Genomic DNA, 18,164 nt, shown 5'->3' with positions numbered 1-18,164 from the left:
CGGTCGTGTCACCGGTGGTGGTTCAGCTCGCGTACGCCTCCATTCCGTGGAGTGAGTGGCCCCGCCCTGCGGCGGGCGGGTGGTCGCACCCGCCCGCCGCGTCGGTCACCGACCGTTCATCCGGTCGCCTTGATCTCCAACAGTCCGACCGAGCCCGCGCCGCTTTCCAACACCACCCGCAACCGGGCCGTGCTCACCGCCGGGAACGTGACCCGGTTGTACTGGTGGAGCGCGATCGGGTACCCACTGACTCCCGGCACGTCCGCGTACGCGGTGCCGGTCCAGTACTGCAACCGCCACGACGCCGGCAACCGCACTCCCCCGTTGTCGTCGAAGAAGTACACCTCCGCCGCGCTCAGGGTCTGCGCGGCGGGCCAGGTCAGCTCCGCCCACTGCTGACCCTGGTTCGGCCAGGTGCCCCAGCGCGGGTTGACCGTGTCGTTCGACGACGGCGGGTCGATGCCGTCGTTGAGCGCGGCCACCGATTCCCAGGACGAGGTGTACGACGCCGACGGCGTCGCCGACCCGGCCAGGTTGCCCGACGGCGGCGGGCCACCGCCCCGGGCGTACAGCTTCAGCTCGGTCAGCGCGGTGCGGAATCCGGAGGCGTGGGTGAGCTGTACCCGGATCCGTTGGGTGCTGACCGGGGTGAACCGGACCCGGTTGTGGTTGGCCCGTGCCGCCGCCGGGGTCCTCACCTGGTTCGCGACGGTGACCCAGGTGCTGCCGTTGTGGTATTGGACCTGGTAGGACGCCGGTGCGCGGTAACGGTTGCCGGCCCGGTCGTCCCGGAAGTACAGCCAGGCGTCGTCGACCGTCCGGGTCTGGCCGAAGGTGACCTCGTACCAGTCGGTGGCGTTCGACGACCCGGAGCTGCCCCAGATCGGCGCGTTGGTCGGGAACCCGTCGACCGCCGCGCCGGTGGAGGTGCCCGAGGCGGTGTACGACGCCGACGTGGTCGCGCCCTGCGCCAGGTTCGGCGTGGTGGCGGTCAGGTCGACTCCGGCCTTGGCGAACATGTCCACCATCCGGGCGCTGCCGTGGCTGACGTTCTGCGGCAGTTGCAGCCCGGCGAACGCGGTGCTGAAGGTGGTGGTGCCACCCGCAGGCAGGGTGACCGCCCCGGTGGTCGGGTCGTAGAGTACCCGGGTCAGTCGGTCCACGGTGGCCACCCGCGTGCCGTTGAGATAGATCGAGTAGCCCTGCGGGACACCCGGGTAGCGGGTGATCCCGTCGGCCGGATCGTCCCACACCACGCTCAGGTCGGCGTTGCGGTAGCGCAGGTTGTTGACCGCGAAGTGGGACCAGCCGATCGGGATCGGGTGCAGCTCGATGGTGGTGTCGCTGCGCGGGCGCAGCCCGGCCACGTCCTCGACGACCGTCCAGTTGCTGCTGCCCAGGATGTTGTGGTGGATCCAGGAGCGGTAGGTGATCGACGAGCCGTTCCAGTTGGACCAGAACTCGTTGGCGTCCGGCCACTGGGTGTTGCCGTTGACGTACTGCGCCCAGACGTTCCAGTAGAGCAGCTTCTTGTAGTGCTCGGCGGTCATCCACTGGTTGGGGTAGTTGCGCAGCACCGAGGAGTAGAGCCGGAACTGCACGGTGGAGTTGATGGTGGAGAAGTTGTTGCTGCCGGGGTTCCCGGCCGCCGCCGCAGCAGCCTTGTCCCGCTGGTTGGCGGTATAGAAGGGGAAGATCGGGTACTCGGCCGGGTCGTCGAACAGGCGCAGCGCCTCCCGGTAGGTGGCGGTGTTCGGCATCAGCCCGACGGCGTACGGGTAGTAGTTGTTGATCTCCTTCCACGGCACGTGGGTGTTGGTGGCGACATGCCGGTGCTCCAGCAGTCGCCGGCTCGGGTTCCAGAGCACGTTCACGATGCCGTCGCGGACCCGGTTGGCCAGGTTCTGCATCTCGGTGGCCTTGGCGGTGTTGCCGAGCGCCGTGTACGCCTGGGCGGCAGCCAGGGCGTTGCTGTAGACGTACGCGCCCTCGGCCCGGTCCAGGTTGCCGGAACGCCAGTGGAACGACACCGCGTCGGCGTCGTTGCCGGTCATCGCACCCCAGTCGTACTCGATCACTCCGTTGTTGTTGGTGTCGTAGGTGGCGAGTTGGCCCTTCACGTCCATCTCGGCGTACCGGGCGAAGTTGTGCAGCATCGCCGGCTGCCCGCCGTGCAGTTGGTATGCCCGCCAGCCCGCCTCGGACAGGTACTGCGTGTAGCTGTTCGACCAGTTCTCCGGGTCACCGGGGTTGTCCACGTACCGGCCGTTGGCCGAGGACTGCCCGACCGACAGCCACGGCCCGTACGAGTGGATCGGGTCGCGCAGGTACTTCAGGTCGTCGACGTGCATCGGCTGGGTCAGCACGATGGCGTTGTTGTAGCCGGTCACCCCCTCGATCGAGGTGGGGAACTGGAAGTCCTGGCCCGGGATGTCGACGTCCAGGTGGTTGAAGCGCATCAGCCACCAGCGGTAGTAGATGTTCTTCTTGATCGCTGGGTCGGGCACGTCGATGTACGGCACGTTCTCCGCCCACCAGCGGTGGTACTCGCGTACGTGGGTGGCGAACGCGGCGGCCGGGGTGGCGGTGCGGTAACCGGTGTACTCGGTCAACGACTCGGGGATCTCGTCGGTGACCACGCCCAACTGCACCTTGGTGGTGACGCTCTGCCCGGCGGCCAGGGTCACCGACCGGCTCAGGCCGCCGCTGCTGACGGTGAACCCGTCGGCGGAGAGCCGGGGCCGGATGGTGGTGAGGTTGTTCTTCACCTGCCGGCTGCCGGTCAGCTCGCTGCCGCTGCCCGTGGCGGCGTACGGGGAGGTGACCCGCAGTGGCACGGTGCTGCTGGTCGAGCCGGTGTTGGTGACGGTCAGGTTGGTCACCGCCACGTTCTGCCGGGTGATGAACTTGGTGACGTCGACGCGCAGCGAGCCGCCGGTGTGCACGCTGCGCCAGTGACTGGGCGCCTGCCAGCGCTGCGCCACCTGCTCGGTGAGGGTGCCCGAGCCGACCGTGACGGTGTAGGCGCCCTGGCTGCTGATGTCGTCCCAGTAGGCCGTGTTGCCACCGAAGCCGATCACCGACGGGTTGTGGGTGTACATGAACAGGCCGCGTCCCCGGGTCATCAGCCAGGGGCCGGCCGGGTCGTTGCCCGGGCGGGCCAGCAGCCGGTCGATCCAGAAGTCGGTGCCGGCGCTCTCGGCGTCGTAGATGGCCCGCATGGTGTTGCCGGTGGTGTAGCCGACCGGCGGGGCCGGCACCGCCGGCCCGGAGAAGGTGGGATAGCCGATGGTCTGGGCGGCCGAGGCAGGTGTGCCGGGAAGCACCAGCGTGCCGGCGACCAGGACGGCGGTGACGAGAGCGGCGAGGTACGCGCGCGGGGTCCCGGTCATGACTGGAAGGCCATCCACTCCAGGACTCCGGTGGAGGAGCCGGTCCGGGAGGTGATGTTCAGCCGCAGCCGGGTGGTGCTGACCGGGCCGAACGTGGTGACGTTGTAGGTGTCACCGGCCACCGGGCAGGTCGACTGGTTCGGCGCGTCGACGTAGGCGCTGCCGTTCCAGTACTGCACCCGGCACGAGGCGGGCAGGTCGATGCCCTGGCCGTCGTCGAACCAGTAGGTGGCCGTGCGGTTGATGGTCTGCGCGGTCGGCCAGCGGTACTCGATCCACTGGGTGCCCTGCTGCGGCCAGTTGCCGTAGGCCAGGTTGCTCCGGTCGGCGGAGCTGGCCGGTACCCCGCCGTTGTTGATCGCGGCCAGGCTCTCCCAGGCAGAGACGTGCGAGGTGGAGACGGTGGCGCCGGGGCCCAGGTTGGTGCCGGTGGGCGGCGGGGCACCGCCGCCGGGGTTGGGCGGCGGCCCGGTGGTGGTCTGCACCACCGGCTGGATCGTGCCGTCGGCGTTGAAGTACATCCGGTCCACCGCGACGGAGCGCCGGAAGTTGCCGCCGCCGGGTGCGTTGGCGTTGTGGTACACCATGTACCACTGGCCGTTGAGCTGGGCCACGCCCGCGTGGTTGGTGGTCGAGGAGACCTGGCCGAGCACGACGCCCCGGTGGGTCCACGGGCCCATCGGGTTGGTGGCGGTGGCGTAGCGCTGGCAGGCGTAGCTCGACGAGGTGACGCAGCCCTGGGTGTCGTTCGCCGCGTAGATCATGTAATAGAGGCCGTTGCGCTTGAACATGAACGGGGCTTCCCAGAAGTGGGTCAACCCCTGCGGGGTGACCACCGAGCCGACCGTGTCGATCATGTTGCTGGCCAGGCGGACCGCCCGGGCGCCCCAGTAGCCGCCCCAGTACAGGTACGCCTGGCCGTCGTCGTCGACGAAGACGGTGGGGTCGATGTTCAGCGGCGAGGAGTTCGGGGTGCTGTCGCTGATCAGCGGCCCGCCCTTGGCGTCGGTGAACGGGCCGAGCGGGCTGTCGGCCACCGCCACGCCGATGTTCATCCAGCCGAGGCCGTTGCCGTTGACCGAGGTGTACCAGTAGTACCGGCCGTTGCGGTGCTCGACCTCGCTGGCCCAGGCGTCGGCGCCGGCCCAGCCGAAGGTGCCGATGCCGGCCCGGGCGCCGTGCAGGGTCCAGTTCGCCGCGTCGGTGGTGGAGAGCACGTGCCACTCGCGCATGACGAAGTTGTTGGTGCCCACCGGCGCCTCGTCGCGCCCGGCGTAGACGTACATCGTGTTGCCGACCACGAGCGGTGCGGGATCGGCGGTGTAGATGGTGGTGATGACGGGGTTGGCGGCCGTGGCGGGTGCCGTGAGGGCCAGGGTCGCGGCCAGCGCGGCGGCGCAGCCGGCGGCCAGGGTGCGGACAACGGGTCGTCGTCGCATCGAGGTCTCCAGTCGACGGGGACGGGACGGGGGCGGGTGGTGTTGCCGGCACCGGCGGAAGCGGCACCGGCGCGAGGTCGACGCGGTGCGTGTCGACCCGACAGGTGATCGACAGATATCACTGTCCGCCGACAGCGTGCGCCCCGAAAACCATTTCGGCAAGGCCTCCCGGGCCGCCCTCATGACGCGGCCGGCGAGGTGTCGCCAAGCGCGCTTCGACCGACGCGACCCTCAGGTTGGCACGTCGAAAAGGATGCGAAATGCTTTCGGTGCCGCGCCGCCCGGGTCAGCCGGCGAGCAGCGCCACCGCGATCAGCACCGGAACGGCGGTGGCGGTCGACAGGAGGATCGCGTCGCGGGCCAGCACGACGCCCCGGCCGTAGCGGACGGCGTAGACGAAGACGTTCTGGGCTGTGGGCAGGGCCGCGGTGACCGTGCAGGCCAGCACCAGCGGCGCGGACAGCCCGAGGCCATAGCGGGCCACCAGGTAGGCCACCGTCGGGTGGACCAGCGTCTTGAGCACCACGGCGAGCCGGACGTCCCACGCGGTGTCGCCGGAGCCGGGCGGCGCAGCCCCCCGCAGGGACAGACCGTAGGCCAGCAGCGCGGCGGGCACCGCCATCGCGGCGACCAGTTCCACCGGCCGCATCACCGGCTCCGGCGGCGACCAGCCGGCGACGCTCACGGCCACCCCCAGGCCGCAGGCGACGGTGATCGGGTTCAGCAGAGGCCGCACCGCCGCCCGGAGCACCGACCGACGTTCCCGCACCGCCGACGAATCCCGCGCGGCCGACGACTCCAGCACCGCGAACGCCAGGGGCGCCATCACGACCACCTGGAACATCAGCACCGGCGCGACGAGCGCGGCGTCACCGAGCACGTAGACCGCGATCGGAATGCCGATGTTGCCCGCGTTGACGTACGAGGCGGCGAGGGCGCCGATCGTCGCCTCGGGCGCCGATCGTCGCCACCACAGCATCGCGACGGCCACGAAGATCGCCGCGACGACGGTGGTGCTGATCAGCGTGACGAGCAGGGCCGACGAGAAGACGGTGGACACGTCGGCACGGGAGACGGTCTCGAAGAGCAGCGCGGGCGTCGCGACGAAGAACGAGACCCGGGAGAGTACGGCGGGCCCCTCCGGCCCCAGCAGCCCGATGCGCCCCACCAGGTAGCCGATCGCGATGACGGTGGCGATGACGGCGAAACCGGTGAGTACGCCCTGCACCCCGCCCCCCTCCGTGGATCAGCACTAATGGTAACGGGATTCAGTTTTCTGACTGCGGAGCGACCGTCCGGATGCAAGGAAGGGACCCTTCCTATACACGAGGCGTTAGTAGGGGTCCCTTCCTTACATCCAGGTCAGCAGGTGTTGAGCATGCCGGCCAGCGCCGACTTCTCGGCGCTGTCGACGGAGAGGCCGTAGTACCACTTCACCTGGATCCAGGCGCGCGCATAGGTGCAGTGGAAGGCCGCTCGCGGCGGCTTCCACGCCGCCGGGTCCCGGTCCCCCTTCGACGAGTTGACGCTGCCGGTGACCGCCCACAACTCCGGACCGCCCAGGTCGTTGGCGTAGGTCTGTCGCCGGGCGGTGTTCCACGACCAGGCCCCGGACCGCCACGCCTCGGCCAGCGGCACGACGTGGTCGATGGAGATGTCGGCCGGGTTCGTCCGGGTCACCCCGTCGTACGGGCTGTACCAGGACCCGGAGGTCGGATAACAGTTGGCGTCGACGACCACGTTGCTGCCGTCCCGCTTGAGGACCTGCTCCCGGGTGTTGCAGGTGCCGGTGATGGTGATCCAGTGCGGGAAGAGGTCCCGGCTGTAGCTGGACTGGTGCGACTCGGCAGCCACGGTGAGCGCGCCGAGCCGGCTCACCGCCGTGCTGTGTGACGGGATGTTGGGCGGGGTGGCGCCGGCCGGCGACGGGGCCACGACGAGGGACAGGGCGACGGCGGCCACCGCGCCGAGGGCGACGGTACGGATGCGAGCCACTGGGCGACTCCTGACTGTCACCTGCCACGGTGGGCGGGGGTCCCACCTGACGGGATGGCAGGGACAGACGGATTGTCGCAGACATCGCGATCAATGGATGCGTCTCCGCCGTCAATCTGCGGTGAACGCGGCGTGAAGGCTACGCCTGCCGGATCGCCTCACCGGCGATCTCGATGCGGACGCTCTTGCCGACCAGCACCCCACCGCTCTCCAGGACCACGTTCCAGACCAGGCCGTAGTCCTCGCGGTCGATCTCGGCCGTCGCGCTGAACCCGAAGATGTCCTGCCCGTACGGGTCCCGCCGGGCACCGCCGAACTCGACCTGGAGGTCGACGGGGCGGGTGATCCCCTTGACGGTCAACTCACCGCCGAGCACGAACCGGGCGGTCGCCGGGCTCGCCGGCCGGGCCGACTCCTCCGGGGCCGGCCGTCGGCCGAGGCGGTGGTTCCTGAGCTTCGCCCAGTAGAAGATCGGATCGGCCTTCTCCAGTCGCGCAATTCCGGTACTGCGGTACTCGAGGGTGGGAAACGTCTCCACATCGAGGAAATCGGCGCTACGCAGATGCGTGTCCCGATCCGTACTCGCCGTATCGATACTGCCCGCTTGAATGGTCGCCTCGATCGTCGATCCAAGCGGATCCTCGGCGACGACAATCTGCGCGGTCGCGTCCCGGAACTCGCCCCGCACCGGGCTGACCATCATGTGTCGGGCGAGGAACCCGATCCGTTTGTGCGCCGGATCGAGCCGGTAGGTGCCGGGGGCGGGAATCGACAGCCCGTCCCAGATCCGTGTGGAGCTGGTCATCGCTCGCCACTTCCTCCCCGCCTCGCGCAAGGCACCCGCCACCTGCCCGCCTCGCCGCGCGGGGCGGGCGGGAACGGGCGATCGTCTGGCCAGCATAGGGAGATCAAAGGCACTCCCCCACGCTTGCGGGGTGCCGGTCGTGAGCACAATCACGGCCGCCCTCGGCGGGCCCACCCGGCAGCGGGGGACGATTCCGCGAATCGGTCGTCAAATGGTGCGCGAAGCCGATTGTCGTACGAGAGGGAATGCATCGCCCACCGCGACGCCGACGGATGACGGTCAGCCCTGCACGGCCGGTTTCCGGGCGGTCACCAACTCCCAGGTGCCGGGCAGGACGGTCACCTCGGTGAAGCCGCTTTCGGCGAGCAACGCCGTGTAGTACTCGGCCTCACGCAGCCGGCTGACGCAGGTGTCGACGCCGATCAGGAAGTAGCTCCAGAAGAACTGCATGGCCAGCCGGTCGGGGGTGCGGAACTCCTCGCAGATCAGCAGCAGGCCACCCGGTTCCAGGGCCGCGTACGCCTGGGTCACGAGGTGCCGGGCCACCTCGTCGGGCCAGTCGTGCAGCACCCGGACGAAGGAGATCGCGTCGTAGCCCGGGGGCAACTCCTCGGTGAGGAAGTCACCACCGACGAAACCGAGCCGGTCCGGGTGGCCCCGGGCGACGCGGGTGCGGTCCACCAGCGGTGCCACCGCGGGCAGGTTGTAGACGTCGACGTGCAGCTCCGGCGCGGTGTCCAGGACGTGCGCGGCCAGGGTGCCGTCGCCACCGCCCACGTCCAGCAGCCGACGACGACCCGGCCAGAGCCGGTCGGCGTGCTGCCGGACCGCCTCGACGACCGGCCCCAACCCGACGGCCATGCTGCGCTCGAAGTCGGCGGTCTGTTCGTCGGTCTTCGGCGGCCAGGCGAAGTCGTCGTCGCCGATGCTCACCTCGCCCCGCAGGCTGTCGGCGAGCCGCCCGTGCAGCAGCCGCCACGGGTAGCGGTCCCGGTCGCGTTCGAGCGCGTCCGGGCCGACCACCGCCTCGACCGCCGCGCGCAGGCCGGGCACCGACCGGTAGCGGGTGGCGCCGATGTCGTCGCCCGAGCCCTCCCGGACGAGGAAGCCGAGACTCTCCAGGCAGTCGAGGAACTTGTACAGCCGCAGCGGGCGTACCTTCAGGTCGTCGGCCAGGGTGTCGAGCCGGACCGGACCGGGCTCCAGCTCGTCGAGCAGCCCGAGCGTGAGCGCCGTCTCCAGCACGTCCATCGCCTTGGGCCCGTTGGCGAGCAGGCTCATCAACGCGCGCGGGGAGAGCGTGACGGTCATCGACCCAACTCCTTGCCCAACGCGTCCATGAACGCGTCGATCTCGTCGAGGGTGTTGTAGGCGTGCGGGCCGACCCGCAGGTGGCCGCGCCAACTACAGATCAGCTGCTGCGCGGCCAGCCGTCGCTTGACCGCCTCGCCGTCGGGCACGTCCAGGAACACCACGCCCCCGCGCCGGTGCGCGGCGGTCGGGCTGACCACCGCGATGCCGGCCTGGGCGGCGCGGTCCAGGACCCGCTGGGTGAGGGCGAGCGAGTGCCGGCGGATCGCCGGTACGCCGACCCCGGCCAGCAGGTCCAGCCCGACCTGGGAGACCAGCGAGGTCAGCGGGTACGGCGTGCCACCGGCGAACCGGCGCGCGCCGGGGGCCCAACCGGTGGAGGGCCGGAAGGTCAGCGCCCGGTCGCCGGCCTGCCAGCCGGTCGCCGCCGGTTCCAGGTGCGGCACCAGGTCGGGCCGGACGTAGAGGAAGGCGGTGCCGACGCCGCAGAGCCACTTGCTCGCGCCGCCGAGGACGGCGTCGACGCCCAGCGCGGTGACGTCCAGCGGCACCACCCCGACGGTCTGGAAGGCATCCACCACCACCAGCGCGCCGACCCGGTGGGCCGCGGCCACCAGCCGGGGCAGGTCCACGGTGGCGCCGGAGGTGAAGGCGGCGTGCGTGACGCACACCAGCAGCGTCCGCTCGTCCAGGCGGGCCTCCAGGGCGTCCTGGTCGAGGTCCGGTCCGCCGGTGCCGACCACGTCGAGTCGCGCGCCGTAGCGACCGAACGCCCGGAAGACGAACGGTACCGTCGGGAACTCCAGGTCGGTGACGACCACCCGGTCGCGGGGCGGCCGGTAGTCGAAGCAGGAAGCCAGTCGGGCCAGCAGCGTACTCAGGTTGGCGTCGGTGACCACGCTGCCCGGTGGCGCGCCGAGCAGGGCGGCCACCGAGTCGGCGTACCGGTCGAGGCCGACGTGCCAGTCCTGCCAGGCGTCGTCGCGCCAGGTGCGCAGCGTGTCCCAGTAGTCGTGCAGCACCCGCTCGGTGCCGGCCGGCACCGCCCCGGTGGAGTTGTTGTTCAGGTAGACGCAGGTGCCCAGCAGCGGGAACTCGGCGCGCAGCGCCGCGTGCACGGCCGGGTCGAGGCAGGCCGGCGTGTCGGGCCCGGGCGGGATGTCGGCGGGGTTCACGCGGGACGACCTCCGGTCGGACGAGACGGGTACGGGCCGACGGCGTCGAAGACCGGCAGGTCGCGTACCGCCGCCAGGTAGGGGGTGCCCTCGGTGTAGCCGGTGCCGGGACGGCGGCCCAGCATCCGCACCGCCACCCCGTAGTGGGTTCGCCGCCACTGCGCCAGGGTCTCGGCGAACCGGCCCATGCCCACCTCCAGCAGACGGCGCGACGGTTCGTCCAGCCGCCCCTCGTGGACCGCGCGACGGTACGCCTCGTCGATGGTCGGCTGGCCGTCCACCACCCGGGCGCGGATCTCCGGCACGGACCGGTAGGCCACCGAGTCGAGCCGGTCCGGTGCGGGTGTGCGGCAGAGCGACTCCACAAGCTTGTACGACCGGGACTGGATGGCGCTGGCACCCTCGGTGTACTGCCGGAACGTCTGGAACGCGGCGGGCTGCATGGTGGCCAGCAGCGAGAACAACGTGCCGGCGGTGCCGAGCAGGTCGCGGGCGTACCCGAGTCGGTCGACAGCCGGGGCGGGCGGCCCGGTGCGCAGGGCGGCGACCACGCCCCGGAGTTCGTCGGCGACCCCGGCGAAGACGCACTCGTAGGCCTGGAGCACCCGGATGAACAGGTATTCGTCGTGGGTGACGTGGACCGGCAGCATGCTCAGCCGCAGCGACGGGTCGCCGGTGGTGTCCAGGCCGGCGACGACGGCGGACAGCGTGGTGGCGGCGGTGGCGGGCGTGTCGTCGTCGATCGTCGTGCGCAGGCCGAGGCGACCCAGGGCGGGCAGGGCGGCGCGGACGCCGAGCCGGCAACGCTTGGCCACCACCGCCCGCCCCGGGCGCTGCTCGGGCAGCAGTCCGGTGACCTTGGCGGCGGCCGACAGTTCGAAGGTGACCGCGTCGGCGACCAGCCGGACGACGAGCCGGTCCCGGGCCCGCCGGGCGTGGGTCCCGGTGTCGGGCGGCGGATCGTCGGTCCCGTCGGGCAGCCGGAGCAGGCGCAGCGCGAGGTAGCTGCGGTAGTCGTAGCGGCCGTCCCACTTGTCCAGCGCGACGTCGAGGAAGTCGCGCAGCAGCCGGGCCCGCTCGTCGTGCCCGGTCACCCTCGCGCGGGCCTCGTCCAGCCGGGCGAGCAGTTCCTTGTCGACGAAATGCTTGCCGACCCGGTGAAATGCGTCGACCACCTGGTCGTAGGGAAATTCATCGGGATCGGCTGCGCCCGCCGACCAGACCGTCAATTCGCGCACGAAACCGCACCTCGACATTCCGAAGAGGATCGCAATCGGGTCGGCCGAGGGCCGAGGAAACGTCAGTGCAGAGCGGCGGATTCCGCGTCGGGGGTGTGCAGGCGCACCTGCCACAATTCCGGGAAGAATCGGTGCCCGACAAGCTTGGCGAGCATGTTCGCCGGGCTGCCCGCAGTGCCGGCCGGAGGGTGGCCACCGATCCGCAGCGCCACCTGGTAGTGCCGCACCCGCCAGGAGGACACCCGTTCGTCCCACTCCACCATCGCCTCGGCCAACCGGTGCGTCGGGTCCGTCGGGTCCAGGTCGGGCAGCGACGACGGGGCGAGGCCCCGGGCGTCGAGATGGTCGTGGAAGGCCCGGCCGAGCCGGCGGCTGAGCGTCTGGACCTGCCGCCATCCCGGCGACTCGGCACCGGAGCCGTTACCCAGCGCAGGCTGCATGGCCTGGAAATCCGCTGGTGAGAGGTACCGGAGCATCTCCATCTGGTCGGTGACCAGCCGGACACCGAGGATGGCCCGGCCGAGCAACGCCTCGGCCGCCACCAACTCACCGGCGTCCACCCGAGCCACCGACTCGACCAGCTCCGCCGCCGCCAGCTTCAGCCACAGCTCGGTGGACTGGTGCACCACCTGGAACAGCAGTTCGTCGCGGTGGATCATCTCCGCCGGGGACCGCTGCAACCCGAGCAACGCCTCCGTACGCATATAACGTGCGTAGTCTGTGGCACCGTCGCCAGGTAGCACAGGTGACTGGTCACGCTTCACGGAATTGTCCCTCCACCGGCGGCACAGCCCGAATTGGCAATGCTGGGCGACTGACGCCCGGATATTATCCAACGTGGATCTTCTTTGCGCTAGCCGTCGCCGGAAAATCACCGAGAGTCAACCGTCGGCGGTGCGGAGGAGAGTCACCATCCGAATGAGACGGTCAATTATCATATTGACGAAAACCAGTCAACCCGTCCGACTGGGATTGCGCGCCGGACAGCGCGAGGCGGCGTGGCCCGGTCCGGGCCACGCCGCCTCGTCGTGCGGGGTGAGAGGTCAGCCGGAGAAGACGGTGAACTCCGCCACCGACCACCAGTTGCTGGCCGAGCCGGTCTGCACCACCCGCACGTGGCGGGCGTCCCGGGCCTCGAAGTCGACCAGGGTCTGGTTCGTGAAGCCCTTGCCGCTGGCGACCGGACCCGTCCAGTTCCTCCCGTCGGTGGAGAGGAACACCTGGTAGCCCCGCGCGTGGTCGGCACCGGTGGAGAGCAGTGAGATCCCACTGATCGTACGGACCGACCGCATGTCGACGGTGAACGACTGTCCGTTGGTCATCGGCGCACCGGAGGTCCACCGGGTGTTGGTGTCACCGTCGAGCATCCGCGCCGGGGTGTCCGCGCCGCCGCCCGAAGCGGTCGCGGTCCAGCCTGACCGGCTCAGGACGGTGCGGCTGCCGGGCACCTGGTACTGCTCGTCGAGAGCCGCGCCGGCACCGGGCTCGAACTGGTCGAAGCCCCGGCTGTCGCACTGGCGTCCGGCGTTGATGCAGTGCTTCACCAGCGCGGCCAGGGTGGGCGTGTCCCACACGTTGTAGAAGTCGTAGTGGAACGAGTAGCCCCGCCCGCTGGAGAGGCGCACCTGCGACATGTCACCGCTGACCGGCCACGCCATCTTGAACTCGATCATCGGCACCGCAACCGGATGGCTGGTCGGGCAGACACCGTTGACCGGGTACACGATGTGGCTGACGTGGTCGGGGGTGTCCAGGTGCCGCCCGTCCCAGCAGCTCGGCGCCTGCATCCGGACGTTGAGCTGGGATCCTGCGGGGCAGTTCGCCGGGAAGTCCACGTTGTCGTAGCTGTTCCCGCACTCCCAGCCCTTCTGGTAGGCCGGCGAGGACTCGAACTGCGCGGCGGTGGTCATCGGGCTACCGACGAGGAACCGCAGGCCAGGCGGGAACGGACGGACGCTGGTGTAGTCGCGTACGCCGCTCTTGTAGTAGATGACCTGCGGGCCCTGCGGCACGATCGGCGTGTTGCCGTTGAGCAGCGTCGGCATCCAGTAGCCCGACTTGTCGCCCGGCACCCGGCAGGTGGTCGCGCCCCTCGGCAACGACTGCATGGTGCTCGCCGCGTTGGTCGTGGTGTTGCCCATGAAGGTGTGGTCGTGCGACGCCCCGGGCCGGTTGAAGAAGACGATCGGGTCGTCCTCCAGTCGGTGGCTGACCGCGCAGTTGGCCTGGAACTCGCGGTGGTCGCGGCGGGGCGGGTTCGCCGTCGACGGCGTCACACCGGTGACCGGCCGCTCGGCGAGCACGTAGTCGCCGGGGGTCGGCGCGCCGGTCGCCCCGTTGCCGTGGCCGGCCGGGTGGGACTGGCTCGGGCTGCTCGATCCCGGGGTGCCCGACGCGCTGGGCGTGCCGGAGGCGGCGCCCGACGTCTGCGGAGCGGCGGGGGTCGCGCCCGCGCCGGTCGAGGCCCCGAACACCTGGAACTCCCACAGCGAGTAGCCGTACCCGGTAGCCCGCTTCGTGCCGTACATCCGCACGTACTGGCCCTCGCCGGACACGTCGAGGCGCTGGGTGCCGCCGGTGCCGTTGCTGGTGCGGTAGATCGAGGTCCAGGCCAGCCCGTCCGGCGACACCTGGATCTCGAACTCGGTGGCGTACGCGGACTCCCAGTTCAGGACCACGGTGTCGATCCGGGCCGGCGCCCCCAGGTTCACCCCCAGCCACTGCGGGTCGGTGAAGGTGCTGGACCAGCGGGACTTGGTGTCGCCGTCGACCGCGCGCTCGGCGGACCAGCGGTCGCCCTCACTGGACGAGGCAGTGGCGGGCTTGCCCTGGGACAGCGGGGTCTCCTCACCGGCGGTCAGCCGCAGCGGCCCCATCGCGGTCCAGGAGGTGAGCGCGGCGGTGACGGCGAGGGTCACCGCCACCATCCAGTACCGCCAGCGCGGCCGGCGGCGCGGCCCGGACGCGGGCAGGTCGCGGGTTGGCATGGAACCTCCGAGGTCTCGATCCGTTCGTCGGCGACGAATGTCGCGGTACGCTAACCACGCCCGGCGGCCCGGGAGATGAGGCTTAGGACCCAGGCGAGGGCCGTCCAGGGCCCAGCAGTCCGACGCCGGCACCCGGCCCCGTCCTTCTCTGGGCCCGACTGGGTCTTTCGGCTCAGGAACGGGCACCGCCCCGGCGTCTACCGTCGTGGCCATGTCTGCGGCAAGCGATGATCAACCCGGTCCGACCGGTCCCGGACTCTGGCGGTTGATCGGCGCTGCCGCCCTGGCCTGTCTCGGTGTGATCGTGCTGTGGTCCACCTTCCGGCAGCCGGAGCCGCCGGAGGGGAGCACCCGCGCGCTGGACCAGACGCCGTCGCTGGCACCGGCGGACCCGCCGTCCGACCCGCCGACCCTGTTCCCCCTGGGCACGGAGGACGAACCGACCCCGAGCCCCTCCCCGGAGAGCACCCCGTCGGTCGCCGTCAGCGGCCCGGCCGCGCCGTCGCCCAGCCGCACCAGCGCCGGGCCCGTTCCGTCGACCACGACGCCGGGGACGTCGATCCTGCCGACGTCCGCCGTGGCCCCGCCGAGCAGCACGCCGAGCCGGAGCCCGGCCGCGCAGTTCCGACCGGTCACCGTTCAGGCCGAGGCGCCCGGCAATCTCCGCAGCGGCGGCGCGGAGGTCGCCTACTGCGATTCCTGCGACGGTGGTGCCCGGGTCCGCTACCTCGGTCAGCTCACCGTCTATCTGGACGTGGCGGCCGCCGGGTCGCGCACCGTGACGGTGGGTTACACGGCCGACGGCACTCGTGACCTGAAGGTGGTCGTCAACGGCGGTGCACCACAGACCTTCACCGTCACCGGCAGTAGCTGGGTGACACCGCGCAGCCTCCGGTTCACCGCGTCGATACCTGCCGGACGCACCGCCGTAACGTTCTACCACGACAGCGCGCCACCCCCCGATATTGACAAAGTCACGGTCAGCTAACAGCGACCCTTGCCGAGGCAAGTACACATAGGTGTTGTGTACATTCGCTGCCGTGTGTACGGAGAAGCGGGCCCCTCGTCCGATTTCTGACTCCCGACTCAGGGGGTTCCACGGTGCCGTCTGACCCGCCCCCGGACAGTAGCGGTCCTGACCAGCGGTTCCTCGGCACCTCGACAGACTCGACATCACTGCGGGTACCCCTCTGGGCGGGGATCGGCAGCCTGGCCGGCGCCATGGTGCTGGCCGCGGTGCTGATCCCGCCGCTGATCCTCGCCACCGACGACAGCCGGTCGGATTCGACACAGAGCCAGACCGCTCCGCCGAGCGCCCCGCCCAGCGTGGTCGGCCAGCAGCCCGAAGGACCCGCCGTCCCGTCCGAGTCGGAGCGGACGCCGGACCCGGGCCCGAGCAGGACACCGCGCCCGGGCGGTGGCGGCACGGCCGCACCTCCGCCGGAGGCCGAACCGTTGCGAACACCCGCGACCGGCGCGACGAGCCGGGACCCCGGCCCGACCGCGAGCCCCAGCACGAACATCGAGACCGAGCGGTTCCGGCCGCTCACCGTGCAGGCCGAGGCCCCGGGCAACACGCTCGGCGGTGGCGCCCAGGTCGCCACCTGTTCGTCCTGCGACGGTGGCGCCCGGGTGCGTTACCTGGGCAACCTCACCGTATACTTCGACGTCCCGGTGGCCGGACGCCGGACCGTCACCGTGCACTACACAGTGGATGGGCCACGGGAACTGCGAGTCTCCATCAACGACGCCAGCCAGCACACCTTCGCCGTCACCGGCACGGCCTGGGACTCGCCGCGCAGCGTCCAGTTCGACGCCTCGGTCCCCGCCGGACGGGTAGCGGTGCGCCTCTGGAGTGACAAGTCGGCGCCCGACATCGACAAAGTCACCATCAGCTGACGGCAACGGATGAGCCGGTTCGTCGCATACGCCGCTCTCTGTCGGGCAGTCCTGCTCGGCCGGCTCGTCGTGACCATCGCCGCCGTCGGAGTGGGACTGCGGTTGGTGGACGACGCCTGGGCGGCGGTACACACGCTCGGGTTGATCGCCGCTACCACCGCGGTGCAGGTCACCGTGCTGAGCAAGTGGCCGACCGCGATCCGGTGGCGGATGAGCTTCCTCGCGCTGGACGCCGCCCTGATGATCAGCGTGCTGGTGGTCAGCGGCGGCGGGATCGGCTTCTTCTGCTACGCGGCCGGCCACGCTGCCCTCACCGGCGCACTCCTGGGTACGCACGGACTGCCGCTCTGGACCGTCAACGCGGTCCTCGGCTTCGCCGTCGCGACACAACTGCTCCGAGCCGACGGCGGCGTGGCCGGCACCTCGGTCGCCGCGCCGTTCATGCTCGCCTTCCCGATGATCAACATCGTCTGCGGCTTCGGGGCGGCGGTGGCCACCGCCGCGCTCGCCCGCTACATCGAGGCGACGGTGACGACGGTGACCGCCGCCCAGCGGTCCGCCGCCGCCTCGGAACGGGCCCGGCTCGCCCGGGAGCTGCACGACTCGGTGGCCAAGACGCTGCGCGGTGTCTCCTTCGCCGCGGTGGCGCTGCCCGGTCTGCTCCGTCGGCAACCGGACCTGGCCGAGCAACTCGCCGGCACCGTCTCCGAGGGTGCCGACGCAGCCGTGCGAGAGGCCCGTGACCTGCTCGCCGGCCTGCGCCGCGACCTGCCGGACCGGCCTTTCCCGGATAACGTGAGGAGCATCTGCGCGGATTGGTCGACGCGCAGTGACGTCCCGGTCCAGGTGATCGCGCACGCGGTCGAGCCTCCCGTGGCAGCCCGCTACGAACTCGCCCAGATCCTCAGCGAGGCGTTGCAGAACGTGACCCGGCACGCAGAGGCGACGCTGGTCCAGGTAGTACTCCACCGCTCGGAGGCACATGTGGAACTCACCATCACCGACGACGGCAGGGGTTTCCCGATGCCCGGGGATCTGACCGACCTCTCCGGCGCGGGCAGCTTCGGCATCGTCGGCATGGCGGAGCGGGCCCACGCCGTCGGTGGCACCCTGCGCGTCGAGTCCCGCGTCGGGCTGGGCACCCGGGTGGTCGCACGGGTGCCACTGTCCGGCCCGGTGCCGGAGTCCGGCCGCGCCCGTCAGGTGGCCTCCCGATGATCGACGTGCTGATCGTCGACGACAACCCGATCGTCCGGACCGCCATCCGTGGCTACCTCGCCAGCGCGGAGGACGTCCGAGTGGTCGGTGAGGCCCCGGACGGGCGTACCGCGGTGACCGTGGCGACCCGGCTACGGCCGACCGTGACCCTGCTCGACCACCGCATGCCGATCGCCGACGGGCTCAGCGTCGTGCACCAGCTCTCCCAGCAGACGTCGGTGCTGGTGTTGACGAGCGACTCCGACGACGAGCTGATCGCCGGCATGCTGCGCGGTGGCGCCAGCGGTTACCTCGTGCACGGCGAGTTCGACCCGGCGGAGCTGCTGCGCGCCGTCCACGCGGTGGCCGCCGGACAGGGCTGGCTCTCTCCCCGGGGTGCCTCGGTGACCATCGCGGTGCTGCGCGAACAGGCGAACCGGGAGCGCGACACGGTGGGCCGGGCCGAACAGATCCGCCGGATGCGGCAGGAGTTCGGACTCACCCGTCGGGAACAGGAGGTGGTCGAACTGCTCTGCGCCGGACACTCGAACGCGGCGATCGCCCGACGCCTGCTGCTCACCGAGAAGACCGTGAAGAACCACCTCAACCACATCTTCGCGAAGCTGCGCGTGACCAACCGGACCGAGGCGGTGGTGCGCTGGTCGGGCCCGGACGGTACGCCGAATCGGTGACGGGCTGAACGCGGCGCGCTCCGGCTCCGTTGTG

The 18,164-nt window shown here is 70.8% G+C and carries 14 protein-coding genes; 4 read left to right on the top strand and 10 right to left on the bottom strand.

The features are described from left to right. Nucleotides 1-116: 116 nt before the first annotated feature. The 10 genes from ACZ31C_RS11690 to ACZ31C_RS11645 all read right to left on the bottom strand — a co-directional run bounded on the left by ACZ31C_RS11690 (nt 117) and on the right by ACZ31C_RS11645 (nt 14,342). Complete coding sequence (locus ACZ31C_RS11690; protein WP_465795223.1) at nt 117-3,392, bottom strand: discoidin domain-containing protein; 3,276 nt, start codon at nt 3,390-3,392, stop codon at nt 117-119. Continuing rightward, on the bottom strand, nt 3,389-4,831 hold the full coding sequence (locus tag ACZ31C_RS11685) for a family 43 glycosylhydrolase (RefSeq protein ID WP_465795222.1): 1,443 nt from the start codon (nt 4,829-4,831) through the stop codon (nt 3,389-3,391). The genes ACZ31C_RS11690 and ACZ31C_RS11685 overlap by 4 nt, the downstream gene beginning before the upstream one ends. 286 nt (nt 4,832-5,117) lie before the next feature. Continuing rightward, complete coding sequence (locus ACZ31C_RS11680) at nt 5,118-6,059, bottom strand: AEC family transporter (protein WP_465795221.1); 942 nt, start codon at nt 6,057-6,059, stop codon at nt 5,118-5,120. 134 nt (nt 6,060-6,193) lie between these two features. Then, nucleotides 6,194-6,826: an HNH endonuclease family protein gene (locus ACZ31C_RS11675; protein ID WP_465795220.1), complete on the bottom strand. Its 633-nt coding sequence runs from the start codon at nt 6,824-6,826 to the stop codon at nt 6,194-6,196. A 139-nt stretch (nt 6,827-6,965) separates the two neighbouring features. Further along, complete coding sequence (locus tag ACZ31C_RS11670) at nt 6,966-7,631, bottom strand: YceI family protein (RefSeq protein WP_465795219.1); 666 nt, start codon at nt 7,629-7,631, stop codon at nt 6,966-6,968. Between the two features lie 279 nt (nt 7,632-7,910). Beyond that, entirely contained in the window at nt 7,911-8,942 is a 1,032-nt protein-coding gene (locus ACZ31C_RS11665) for a methyltransferase (RefSeq protein ID WP_465795218.1), read from the bottom strand. Continuing rightward, the gene (locus tag ACZ31C_RS11660) at nt 8,939-10,117 is read right to left on the bottom strand and encodes an aminotransferase class V-fold PLP-dependent enzyme (RefSeq protein ID WP_465795217.1); all 1,179 of its coding nucleotides are present in this window, start codon (nt 10,115-10,117) and stop codon (nt 8,939-8,941) included. The genes ACZ31C_RS11665 and ACZ31C_RS11660 overlap by 4 nt, the downstream gene beginning before the upstream one ends. After that, on the bottom strand, nt 10,114-11,373 hold the full coding sequence (locus ACZ31C_RS11655; protein WP_465795216.1) for a tryptophan 2,3-dioxygenase family protein: 1,260 nt from the start codon (nt 11,371-11,373) through the stop codon (nt 10,114-10,116). Before ACZ31C_RS11655 ends, ACZ31C_RS11660 begins: the two co-directional genes overlap by 4 nt. Before the next feature lie 44 nt (nt 11,374-11,417). After that, nucleotides 11,418-12,119, bottom strand: coding sequence for a tryptophan 2,3-dioxygenase family protein (locus ACZ31C_RS11650; RefSeq protein ID WP_465795215.1), 702 nt, complete (start codon nt 12,117-12,119; stop codon nt 11,418-11,420). A 279-nt stretch (nt 12,120-12,398) separates the two neighbouring features. Beyond that, complete coding sequence (locus tag ACZ31C_RS11645) at nt 12,399-14,342, bottom strand: DUF1996 domain-containing protein (protein ID WP_465795214.1); 1,944 nt, start codon at nt 14,340-14,342, stop codon at nt 12,399-12,401. A gap of 211 nt (nt 14,343-14,553) precedes the next feature. On the opposite strand from ACZ31C_RS11645, the gene ACZ31C_RS11640 reads away from it, so the two are divergent. The 4 genes from ACZ31C_RS11640 to ACZ31C_RS11625 all read left to right on the top strand — a co-directional run bounded on the left by ACZ31C_RS11640 (nt 14,554) and on the right by ACZ31C_RS11625 (nt 18,130). Continuing rightward, nucleotides 14,554-15,330 (top strand): hypothetical protein, encoded by a 777-nt coding sequence (locus ACZ31C_RS11640; RefSeq protein WP_396751518.1) that lies wholly within the window; start codon nt 14,554-14,556, stop codon nt 15,328-15,330. Nucleotides 15,331-15,443: 113 nt separating this feature from the next. Next, on the top strand, nt 15,444-16,241 hold the full coding sequence (locus tag ACZ31C_RS11635; protein WP_465795213.1) for a carbohydrate-binding protein: 798 nt from the start codon (nt 15,444-15,446) through the stop codon (nt 16,239-16,241). A gap of 9 nt (nt 16,242-16,250) precedes the next feature. Next, entirely contained in the window at nt 16,251-17,459 is a 1,209-nt protein-coding gene (locus ACZ31C_RS11630; protein ID WP_350697874.1) for a sensor histidine kinase, read from the top strand. Further along, nucleotides 17,456-18,130, top strand: coding sequence for a response regulator (locus ACZ31C_RS11625; protein ID WP_465795212.1), 675 nt, complete (start codon nt 17,456-17,458; stop codon nt 18,128-18,130). The genes ACZ31C_RS11630 and ACZ31C_RS11625 overlap by 4 nt, the downstream gene beginning before the upstream one ends. Nucleotides 18,131-18,164: the final 34 nt, after the last annotated feature.

This window comes from Micromonospora sp. NPDC023869 (assembly GCF_055559695.1).
The sequence above is the reverse complement of the archived record's forward strand: the minus strand, read 5'-3'. Positions and strand labels throughout refer to the sequence as shown.

Coding starts and splice junctions, on each gene's coding strand:
- ACZ31C_RS11630 (WP_350697874.1), top strand. CDS start 16,251: ATGAGCCGGTTCGTCGCATACGCCGCTCTCTGTCGGGCAGTCCTGCTC.
- ACZ31C_RS11665 (WP_465795218.1), bottom strand. CDS start 8,942: ATGACCGTCACGCTCTCCCCGCGCGCGTTGATGAGCCTGCTCGCCAAC.
- ACZ31C_RS11690 (WP_465795223.1), bottom strand. CDS start 3,392: ATGACCGGGACCCCGCGCGCGTACCTCGCCGCTCTCGTCACCGCCGTC.
- ACZ31C_RS11685 (WP_465795222.1), bottom strand. CDS start 4,831: ATGCGACGACGACCCGTTGTCCGCACCCTGGCCGCCGGCTGCGCCGCC.
- ACZ31C_RS11640 (WP_396751518.1), top strand. CDS start 14,554: ATGTCTGCGGCAAGCGATGATCAACCCGGTCCGACCGGTCCCGGACTC.
- ACZ31C_RS11625 (WP_465795212.1), top strand. CDS start 17,456: ATGATCGACGTGCTGATCGTCGACGACAACCCGATCGTCCGGACCGCC.
- ACZ31C_RS11670 (WP_465795219.1), bottom strand. CDS start 7,631: ATGACCAGCTCCACACGGATCTGGGACGGGCTGTCGATTCCCGCCCCC.
- ACZ31C_RS11645 (WP_465795214.1), bottom strand. CDS start 14,342: ATGCCAACCCGCGACCTGCCCGCGTCCGGGCCGCGCCGCCGGCCGCGC.
- ACZ31C_RS11655 (WP_465795216.1), bottom strand. CDS start 11,373: ATGTCGAGGTGCGGTTTCGTGCGCGAATTGACGGTCTGGTCGGCGGGC.